At 61.2% G+C, this 8,758-nt stretch carries 11 protein-coding genes; 10 read left to right on the top strand and 1 reads right to left on the bottom strand.

Features of this window, described 5'->3' with window-relative positions; translation table 11 throughout:
• A partial coding sequence (locus DFO68_RS15695) for a hypothetical protein (RefSeq protein ID WP_208107449.1) occupies positions 1-224 on the top strand: 224 nt, incomplete at its 5' end.
• A gap of 8 nt (positions 225-232) precedes the next feature.
• On the opposite strand, the gene cadR is transcribed toward DFO68_RS15695, so the two are convergent.
• Positions 233-640, bottom strand: a complete 408-nt coding sequence (cadR, locus tag DFO68_RS15055) for a Cd(II)/Pb(II)-responsive transcriptional regulator (RefSeq protein WP_004364961.1) — start codon at positions 638-640, stop codon at positions 233-235.
• Between the two features lie 95 nt (positions 641-735).
• Here cadR and DFO68_RS15050 point away from each other — a divergent pair, with 95 nt between their 5' ends.
• The 9 genes from DFO68_RS15050 (at position 736) to DFO68_RS15010 (ending at position 8,628) form a co-directional block, all read left to right on the top strand.
• Positions 736-1,632 carry a cation transporter gene (locus tag DFO68_RS15050; RefSeq protein ID WP_004574643.1) on the top strand — a complete coding sequence of 299 codons (897 nt, stop codon included), beginning with the start codon at positions 736-738 and terminating at the stop codon, positions 1,630-1,632.
• A gap of 3 nt (positions 1,633-1,635) precedes the next feature.
• Complete coding sequence (locus DFO68_RS15045; protein WP_432206852.1) at positions 1,636-1,878, top strand: signal peptidase II; 243 nt, start codon at positions 1,636-1,638, stop codon at positions 1,876-1,878.
• 70 nt (positions 1,879-1,948) lie between these two features.
• Entirely contained in the window at positions 1,949-3,937 is a 1,989-nt protein-coding gene (locus tag DFO68_RS15040) for a heme lyase CcmF/NrfE family subunit (protein ID WP_023005051.1), read from the top strand.
• On the top strand, positions 3,934-4,458 hold the full coding sequence (locus DFO68_RS15035) for a DsbE family thiol:disulfide interchange protein (protein ID WP_031217685.1): 525 nt from the start codon (positions 3,934-3,936) through the stop codon (positions 4,456-4,458). The genes DFO68_RS15040 and DFO68_RS15035 overlap by 4 nt, the downstream gene beginning before the upstream one ends.
• Complete coding sequence (locus DFO68_RS15030; RefSeq protein WP_023005049.1) at positions 4,449-4,925, top strand: cytochrome c-type biogenesis protein; 477 nt, start codon at positions 4,449-4,451, stop codon at positions 4,923-4,925. Before DFO68_RS15035 ends, DFO68_RS15030 begins: the two co-directional genes overlap by 10 nt.
• Complete coding sequence (ccmI, locus tag DFO68_RS15025) at positions 4,922-6,169, top strand: c-type cytochrome biogenesis protein CcmI (protein ID WP_023005048.1); 1,248 nt, start codon at positions 4,922-4,924, stop codon at positions 6,167-6,169. Before DFO68_RS15030 ends, ccmI begins: the two co-directional genes overlap by 4 nt.
• A 64-nt stretch (positions 6,170-6,233) precedes the next feature.
• The gene (gene lgt / locus DFO68_RS15020) at positions 6,234-7,046 is read left to right on the top strand and encodes a prolipoprotein diacylglyceryl transferase (protein WP_023005047.1); all 813 of its coding nucleotides are present in this window, start codon (positions 6,234-6,236) and stop codon (positions 7,044-7,046) included.
• The gene (locus DFO68_RS15015) at positions 7,043-7,282 is read left to right on the top strand and encodes a hypothetical protein (RefSeq protein ID WP_023005046.1); all 240 of its coding nucleotides are present in this window, start codon (positions 7,043-7,045) and stop codon (positions 7,280-7,282) included. The genes lgt and DFO68_RS15015 overlap by 4 nt, the downstream gene beginning before the upstream one ends.
• A gap of 92 nt (positions 7,283-7,374) precedes the next feature.
• Positions 7,375-8,628, top strand: a complete 1,254-nt coding sequence (locus DFO68_RS15010) for an IS256 family transposase (RefSeq protein WP_133484431.1) — start codon at positions 7,375-7,377, stop codon at positions 8,626-8,628.
• The last annotated feature ends 130 nt before the right edge of the window (positions 8,629-8,758 follow it).

Below are 8,758 nucleotides of genomic sequence, written 5' to 3'. Positions count from 1 at the left end.
CCAGCGATCTCGAAGCATTGCCCGATGATGGACAGCCCGGCGTGGCTGGTGAGGGTGCGGCGACTGGCACGGAACTTGACGTTGGGCATGGCACTGTCTGGGTGAATGGCGATATTCGCTATATTGCCATGCAGTTCAGTAGGTTAGAAGCATTCCTGGGGGCCGGTCTCACGGATTCAGGTGAGAGTGAGACAGACCGGCATCTCATCGGATTATCTGGTTGATGCTTCACCTACTGCTGGTGCATGTTTCCTTCGCTAATTCCAGCAAGAACCCCACACGCCTCAACTTCCCGGTCATCGTTGCAACTCGCTCTCAGTGAAACGAGTTGTTTCTCAAGCGCTTGCAGAGCGGTTATCTGCGACCGCACATGAGAGATGTGATCATCGAGCAAGGCGTTGACGGCGGTACAAGGCTGATGAGGGTCGTCCTGATAGCTCTGTAGTTCGTGAATCTCAGCCAGTGACAGGCCCAGGATTCTGCAGCGACGGATGAAGGCCAGCCCCTCACCATGCTTCTCGGTATAGACACGGTAACCGTTGTCCTGCCGATCAGGCGGCGGCAACAAGCCCTGCTGTTCATAGAAGCGGATCGTCTGTGTTTCGACCCCTACCAACTGCGCCAACTGACCAATGCGCATCAGCCTCCTCCCCAACGGATTCTTTACTCTATTGACCTTATAGTAGCTTTATAGTTTTAAATGGTACCACAACATTGTTCAAGTGGAGTCGTATCATGAGCAAATCCTGTGGTGGCGCCTGTGGCGGTGATGCAACGTCCGCAGCGGATACCGATATACAGGCCTCCTCCGAGGCGCCAGGGAGATGGGTCAGTGTTTATGCCGTGCCGAAGATGGACTGTCCATCAGAAGAACGAATGATTCGCCTAGCCCTGAACGGCTTTGAGGAGATTCGGGCGCTGTCCTTCGACTTGTCGAACCGCCGGCTGAAGGTCGTGCATGACGGCGAGGTCGAGCCCGTCACCTCGAAACTGAAGACCTTGGGGCTAGGCGCCTCGCTTCAGGAAACCGTCGCTGCAAATCCGGAGACCATCAAGGCCGCCGAGTTTTCGGCAGCTTCTGCTAAGCAAGAATCCGGGACCCTGCGCTGGTTGCTCGGCATCAATGCACTTCTGTTCGTGGTGGAAATGACTGCCGGTCTGATCGCCCAGTCCACCGGCCTGATTGGAGAATCCCTGGACAATTTTGCCGATGCGGCGGTGTACGGGCTTGCCCTTTATGCGGTTGGACATAGCGTGAAAATGCAGGTACGTGCCGCGCATCTTGCTGGTGTACTGCAACTTATCTTGGCTGTGGGCGTGCTCGTAGAGGTGGTGAGACGCTTTGTATTCGGTAGTGAGCCTGAATCGCTGGTGATGATGGCTATCGCATTCGTCGCATTGATTGCCAATACCAGTTGTCTGCTGCTCATATCCAAACATCGGGAAGGCGGGGCGCACATGAAGGCAAGCTGGATATTCTCGGCCAACGACGTGGTGATCAACCTGGGGGTCATCACCGCCGGCGCCCTGGTCGCGTGGACCGGTTCCAATTATCCGGATCTGATTATCGGCACCATCGCGGGGGGCATTGTACTTAACGGTGCCAGACGCATTTTGGCGTTGAAGGGTTAAATAATGCTCATTATTGGCAAAAAGCTCTCGCCGTATGCCCTATTGTCCATATCGGGCCTGCTGGCAGCGTCTGATCAGGCTGTAAAGTGGCTGGTGCAGCAATCAATGGCCTATGGCGAGTATGTTTCGGTGACCCCGTTCTTTAACTGGGTGCACCTATGGAACACCGGTGCCGCATTCAGTCTTTTTGCGAATGGTGGAGGCTGGCAGCGCTACTTTTTTAGGGTATACGGATTTAATGGTTGATGGGGCACCTTCACCCCATCAATCATTAAATCCGTATACCCGAAATCACGCGACTCAAGACGGAATCACCATGCTCGTCAAAATCATTCCTGAACTCGGTCTCTTCGCGCTGATCATGGCGCTGGGCCTGGCGTTTATACAGGCGCTGGCTCCGTTAGCGGGTGTCACGCTCCGCCGCCCACTCTGGATGGCCTTCGCCGAGCCCATGGCATGGGGGCAGTTCGCCTTCTTGCTGGTGGCCTATGCCAGCCTGACCGCGAGCTTCCTGCTCGATGATTTCAGTGTGTCCTATGTGGCCAACAACTCCAACTCGATGCTGCCGTGGTATTACAAGCTCACGGCGGTGTGGGGGGGACACGAAGGCTCGGTGCTGCTATGGAGCCTGATCCTCAGCGGCTGGGGCTTCGCCGTCAGCCTGTTCTCGCGCAACCTGCCGCGTGACATGCTGGCCCGTGTCTTGGGGGTCATGGGCATGGTCAGCACCGGATTCTTGCTGTTCATCCTGATCACGTCGAGCCCTTTTGAACGTCTGCTGCCGGGAGTGCCTCAGGACGGCGCCGATCTCAACCCGCTGCTACAGGACGTCGGGCTGATCCTCCATCCCCCCATGCTCTATATGGGCTATGTGGGCTTCTCGGTAGCTTTCGCCTTTGCCATCGCTGCCTTGCTGGGAGGGCGGCTCGATGCCGCCTGGACACGCTGGGTGCGGCCCTGGACCAATATTGCTTGGGCCTTCCTCACCATGGGCATCGCGCTGGGTAGTTGGTGGGCCTACTACGAGCTGGGGTGGGGCGGCTGGTGGTTTTGGGACCCGGTGGAGAACGCCTCGTTCCTGCCCTGGCTGACCGGGACGGCGCTCATCCATTCGCTGGCGGTCACGGAAAAGCGTGGCACCTTCAAGAGCTGGACCGCCCTGCTGGCGATCTTTACCTTTTCGCTGTCGCTGCTGGGCACCTTCCTGGTGCGCTCCGGGGTGCTGACGTCGGTGCATGCCTTCGCCAATGACCCGTCACGGGGCATCTTCATTCTGGCACTGCTGGGGTTCACGGTGGGCGCTTCCTTGCTGATCTTTGCCCTGCGTGCGCCGCGGATGAGCGGCAATGTGGGCTTCGGTTGGTTGTCTCGAGATGCGCTGTTGCTGATCAACAATATCCTCTTGGTCGTCATGACCGTGACCGTTTTGCTGGGCACGGTCTACCCGCTGATTCTCGATGCCCTGGGGCTGGGCAAGATCAGCGTCGGCCCACCGTACTTTAATACGCTATTCGTGCCGCTGACCGTGCTGCTGTGCGCCTTCATGGGGCTAGGCCCCGTGGCGCGCTGGAAGCAGATGGCGGGGCGCGAGTTGATGCGCCGACTACTTTGGTCCGGCATCGCCGCGCTGATCACGGCGGCGGCGGTGCCGTTCCTCTACGGCGGAGAATGGAACGCCGCCGTGGCGCTGGGGCTGGTCATGGCCCTGTGGGTCGTGCTGGCGTTGATCCGTGACCTGTTCGACAAGACCCGCCATGCCTCCTCACCCCTGGCCGGCTTGCGCAAGCTGTCGCTGGCGCATTGGGGCATGGTAGTCGGCCATCTGGGCATGGCCATCACCATCGTGGGCGTGGCCATGGTGTCGAACTATGCCATCGAGCGTAACGTACGTCTTGCCGTGGGGGAGCGTGTCGAGATAGGCGGTTACAGCTTCACCATGACCGACCTGAGCGAGCGCCGCGGTCCCAATTTCCTGGCCGATACGGCAACCCTTGAGGTGACACGTGATGGCCAGCATGTCACCACCCTACGGCCCGAGAAGCGATTGTATATTGCCCGCGGTCAGCCCATGACCGACGTCGCCCTGCGCCCTGGGCTGCTGCAGGACATTTACGTGGCGCTGGGCGAAGACTTGGGTGACGGTGCCTGGGCCATGCGAATCCAGATCAAGCCGTTCGTACGCTGGCTCTGGCTGGGGGCGTTGTTGATGGCCACTGGCGGTCTGCTGGCGGTGGCGGACCGTCGCTATCGGCGTCAGCGCTCAGTGCCAGCTGACTCCACTCTCCTCCGTGAGGTCCATACATGAAACGGCGACTGTTACTGCTTTTCCCCTTGCTGGTTTTCCTGGGACTGGGTTTCTTTCTCTACCGAGGCTTGGCCATGGATCCCAGTGCCCGCAATTCGGCACTGCTAGCCCAGCAGTTTCCTGCCTTTTCCCTCTCGACACTGAAGGATCCTGGTGCCCGGGTCGATGAGTCGCTGTTGCACGGGCAGGTCACGCTGGTCAATGTCTGGGCCGAGTGGTGCCCGACCTGCAAGGAGGAAATGCCCCAGCTGCTGACACTCGCTGAGCGCGGCGTGCGCTTGGTCGGCATCAACTACAAGGACACCCGCGTCAAGGGGCGGGAGTTTCTCGACGAGTTCGGCGACCCGTTCGAAGTCAATATCTTCGATCCGGATGGCGATCTGGGGTTCGAGCTCGGCGTCTACGGTGTGCCGGAGACCTTCCTCGTCGATGCCGAGGGCATCATTCGCTATAAGCACACGGGCTATATCACTCCCGAGGATGTCGAACGTGTCGTGCAGGAGGTGGGCAAATGGCGTTGATGACCCGGGCCGGCCTGCTGTTGCTCTTGTTGATAACGTCGGTCCCTGTGCTGGCGGATTCGGCTATCGAGGTGCGTGACTTCGAGAGGCCAGTAATGGCCGAGCGCTATCGTGATCTTACTGCCTCATTGCGCTGCCCCAAATGCGATGCCCAGGCCATCGACAGCTCGGATTCCCCGGTGGCTGCCGACATGCGCGAACGCGTTGCAGATTTGTTACGCGAAGGGCGATCCGATAAAGAAATCCTCGATTACATGGTCGCACGCTTCGGCGAATTCGTGCTTTATAACCCGCGACTCGACGAGCGTACCTGGTTGCTATGGGGATTGCCGTTCGTGCTGGTGATGATCGGGGGGTTTATCGTGGCGGTCTTCGTCCGCAAACGAAAGCATGCCCAGGTTCGAGCGCTCAGCGCCGAGGAGCGCGAGTACCTCAATGCCCTGTTTAACCGCGAGGGGAGCGAATGAATCTGCTCTGGTTGGGCATCGCCCTGTTACTGTTGCCTGCCCTGTGGCTCGTGATCCTGCCGCTGAGACGGACCCGCCCGCTGCACGATGCTCAGCAGGCCTTCGAAACCAAGCAGCGCACCGATGCCCAGAACGTGGCGGTCTATCGTCAGCGCCTGGCCTCGCTGGAAACGGCCCATGCACGCGGCGAGCTCGACACCGCGCGAGTCGAGGAGGGTCGGCTGGAGCTCGAACGCAGCCTGCTCGAGGATACCCAGGTACGCCGACGCACACCGCTCAAATCCCCCCAGGCCGGACGGTTGTTGGTGCCGCTGGTGATGGTGGCGTTGGTGGTGGCCAGTCTGCTCTGGTATCAACGGGAAGGCGCCGAGGGCGATCTGGCACTGTATGCCGTGCATCAGGAGGTGCGCAACTCGCCTGACGGCTCGCTGGCGATGCTGATCGAGCGGCTCGAGGAGCAGGCCAAGCGACAGCCGGACAATCCCAAGGTGTGGATGTCGCTGTTTCCGCTGTACCGGGACAGCAATCGGGGACGTGATGCCATCGCCGCGCTTGAGCGCCTGATTGAGCTGGAGGGTCGACAGCCTTCCCTGCTGGCGCAATTGGCACAGATCCAATTCTTCGTCGCCAATCGCTCGATGACCGAGGAGGTCCAGGCACTGGTCGACGAGACCCTAGACAAGGATCCGCGTCAGCCGACGGTGCTCGGCATGCTGGGCATCCATGCCTTCGATCGCGCCCGCTATGAAGAGGCTATCGATTACTGGCGACGCGCGATCGCCGGCTTCGACGACCCCGGCTCGGCGGAAGCGCTGCGGGAGGGCATTGCCGTGGCACAACAGCGCCTGGACGCCTCGTCCGACCAGGTCGATGCCCATCAGGCCGCGCAGGACGGCGCGTCGCTCGCGGTCAGGGTCGGCCTCGCCGAAGCGCTCCGCGAGTGGGCCGCGCCGGGCGACACGGTGTTCGTCGTCGCCCGCGACGTGGCCGGCGAACTGCCGCCGCTGGCCATCGAGCGGGCCACGGTCGCCGACCTACCGCTCGAGGTGACACTCGACGACGACGATGCCATGGCGCCCCAAGCACGGCTCTCCCAGATTGCCGAGCTGCGCCTGACGGTGCGCGTCTCCGCATCGGACGAGGCCACCCCGCAGCCAGGCGACCTGATCGGCGAGGCGGGGCCGGTGACACTCGGCGAGGCCGACTCGCCGATCGACGTCACCATCGATCGCATCGTTGACTAGCCAGGCTGATCGTAAACGCAGTCTCGGCAACGCGACTTGGCTGTCAGAGCATTAAGGAAGAACCATGCTGCAATATCCGCAGATCGATCCCGTGGCCATCTCCCTGGGGCCCGTGCAGATTCACTGGTATGGCCTGATGTATGTGGTCGGGCTGGCCGCCGCCTGGTGGCTAGGGCGTCGTCGAGCCCATCGCCTGGGTTTGAGTCACGATGATATCGGCGATCTGATTTTTTACGCTGCCGTGGGGATCATCTTGGGTGGCCGCCTGGGCTATGCGCTGTTCTACGGGCTCGAGCAACTTCTTGCCAACCCCTTGTGGCTCTTCAGGGTCTGGGACGGGGGCATGAGCTTCCATGGCGGCCTTGCCGGTGTGCTCATCGCCGCCCTGCTGTTTGCCCGCAAGCATCGCCTGGCTTTTTTCCAGCTGACCGATTTCATCGCCCCGCTGGTGCCGATCGGCCTGGGCGCCGGGCGCCTCGGCAACTTCATCAATCACGAGTTACCGGGACGTATCAGTGACGTTCCCTGGGCCATGGTCTTCCCCCCCATGATGGGGCTGGGGCCGGAGCCGCGGCACCCTTCAGCGCTTTATGAGTTCGCCCTGGAAGGCGTGGTGCTGTTTGTCATGCTGTGGTGGCTGTCGCGCCGACCGCGCCAGCGGGGCCTCATCTCCGGGCTGTTCTTGGTGCTGTATGGCGCCTTCCGCTTCACCGTGGAGTTCGTGCGCCTGCCCGATCCTCACCTAGGGTTCGTCGCCTTCGGCTGGCTGACCATGGGGCAGCTGTTGACCCTGCCGATGCTCATCGCGGGGCTGGCCCTGGTTGTCTGGTCAATGCGTCAGCCAGTGGATAGGGGGAAAACGGCGGCGGCCTCATGAACACGGCCTTCACCTTTCTGCTGGTGCTGCTGTTCGTCGCCACACCGGTAGCGGCCCGTGGAGAGTTTCCCGCGGGCAGTGGCAAGAGCTCCCCCTTCGGTACCTCGGCTCAACGGGAATTCCTGGCGGCTAAAGAAGCCTTCCGGGCCAGCGCCTGGCGAGACGATAGGCGGCTCTACGTCGGTTTCGTCATTGCCGAGGACTATTACCTCCACCGCCATCGGTTTGCGAGTTAAGCTCAAGTCTTGTGTATGGAGGATAGAAGGAGGGGTGGCGTATCCTGCTGATTGATCACGCCAGATCACAACCAGCATAGGATGGATACGCCATGACCGATTCTACCCTCCAAGCCGTGACGCAACCAGACACTGGTGTTACCGACCTACTGCATGAGCTGCTGCGCCAAGGTGCCCGAGACCTGATCGCCAAGGCCGTGGAGGCGGAGTTGAGCACGTTCCTGGAGCAGTATGCCGATAAGACGCTGGAAGATGGTCGCCGCGCCGTGGTGCGCAACGGCTACCTGCCCGAGCGCACGGTACAGACTGGCATCGGTGACGTCGAGGTCAAGGTGCCCCGGGTCCGTGACCGCAGTGGCGACGGGGTGACCTTCAGCAGCGCGCTGCTGCCGCCCTACCTGAAGCGGGCCCGCAGCATCGAGGAGTTGATCCCCTGGCTCTACTTGAAGGGGATCTCCACCGGCGACTACCAGGAGGCCCTGGCAGCCCTGCTGGGCGATCAGGCCAAGGGACTCTCGGCCACCACCGTGACCCGGCTCAAGAAGCAGTGGGAAGATGAGCATGCCGAGTGGCGGAAGCGGAAGCTGGCCGATCGGCGATACGTCTACTGGTGGGCCGATGGCGTCTACAGCAACGTGCGCATGGATGACCGTCTGTGCCTGCTGGTGATCATCGGCGTCACCGAGCAGGGTCACAAGGAGCTGGTGGCCGTCGAGGATGGGCGACGCGAGTCGGAAGCCAGCTGGAAGGAGCTTCTCACGGGGCTACGCGAGCGCGGGCTGACCACGGCCCCCAAGCTGGCGGTCGGCGACGGTGCCATGGGCTTCTGGGCTGCGCTGAGCAAGGTCTATCCGGAGACCGACCACCAGCGTTGCTGGGTCCACAAGACCGCCAACGTACTGAATAAGCTGCCGAAATCCGTGCAGCCCAAGGTCAAGGCCGACCTCCACGAGATCTGGATGGCCGAGACCCGCGACGAGGCGCATAAGGCCTTCGATCGCACAGTAAAACGCTTCGAGGCCAAGTACCCCAGAGCGATGGAGTGCCTGGCCAAGGATCGGGAGGAGCTGCTGGCGTTCTACGACTACCCGGCAGAGCACTGGGTGCATATTCGCACCACCAACCCGATCGAATCGGCTTTTGCCACGGTCCGCCTGCGCAGCAAGCGGAGCCGCAATTGCGGCTCCAGGGCGACGACCCTGGCGATGGTCTTCAAGCTGCTTCAGAGCGCTCAGAAGCGCTGGAAGCGGATCAAGGGGTTCAACAAGCTGGAGCTGGTCGTGAACAACGTCCGGTTCCGGGATGGTGAGCAAGTAACCGATCAGTCAGACAGGACTGCCGCCTGACCGGCCATACACAAACCTTGACAATAACTCAATTCGTGATGGGCGACGGTGAAACCTTTCCAGAACAGGCAGAGCGGGGTAGCATCCATGGCAACGGCGGTATCCGTGAGCAGACGTTTGTGGTGAACAT

The sequence above is a fragment of the Halomonas ventosae genome, assembly GCF_004361885.1.
GTDB lineage: Bacteria > Pseudomonadota > Gammaproteobacteria > Pseudomonadales > Halomonadaceae > Halomonas > Halomonas ventosae_C.
Note: the sequence above shows the minus strand (reverse complement) of the source record. Positions and strands in the feature narration are given on the sequence as shown.

Coding starts and splice junctions, on each gene's coding strand:
- DFO68_RS15040 (WP_023005051.1), top strand. CDS start 1,949: ATGCTCGTCAAAATCATTCCTGAACTCGGTCTCTTCGCGCTGATCATG.
- DFO68_RS15010 (WP_133484431.1), top strand. CDS start 7,375: ATGACCGATTCTACCCTCCAAGCCGTGACGCAACCAGACACTGGTGTT.
- DFO68_RS15015 (WP_023005046.1), top strand. CDS start 7,043: ATGAACACGGCCTTCACCTTTCTGCTGGTGCTGCTGTTCGTCGCCACA.
- lgt (WP_023005047.1), top strand. CDS start 6,234: ATGCTGCAATATCCGCAGATCGATCCCGTGGCCATCTCCCTGGGGCCC.
- DFO68_RS15035 (WP_031217685.1), top strand. CDS start 3,934: ATGAAACGGCGACTGTTACTGCTTTTCCCCTTGCTGGTTTTCCTGGGA.
- DFO68_RS15050 (WP_004574643.1), top strand. CDS start 736: ATGAGCAAATCCTGTGGTGGCGCCTGTGGCGGTGATGCAACGTCCGCA.
- DFO68_RS15030 (WP_023005049.1), top strand. CDS start 4,449: ATGGCGTTGATGACCCGGGCCGGCCTGCTGTTGCTCTTGTTGATAACG.
- DFO68_RS15045 (WP_432206852.1), top strand. CDS start 1,636: ATGCTCATTATTGGCAAAAAGCTCTCGCCGTATGCCCTATTGTCCATA.
- cadR (WP_004364961.1), bottom strand. CDS start 640: ATGCGCATTGGTCAGTTGGCGCAGTTGGTAGGGGTCGAAACACAGACG.
- ccmI (WP_023005048.1), top strand. CDS start 4,922: ATGAATCTGCTCTGGTTGGGCATCGCCCTGTTACTGTTGCCTGCCCTG.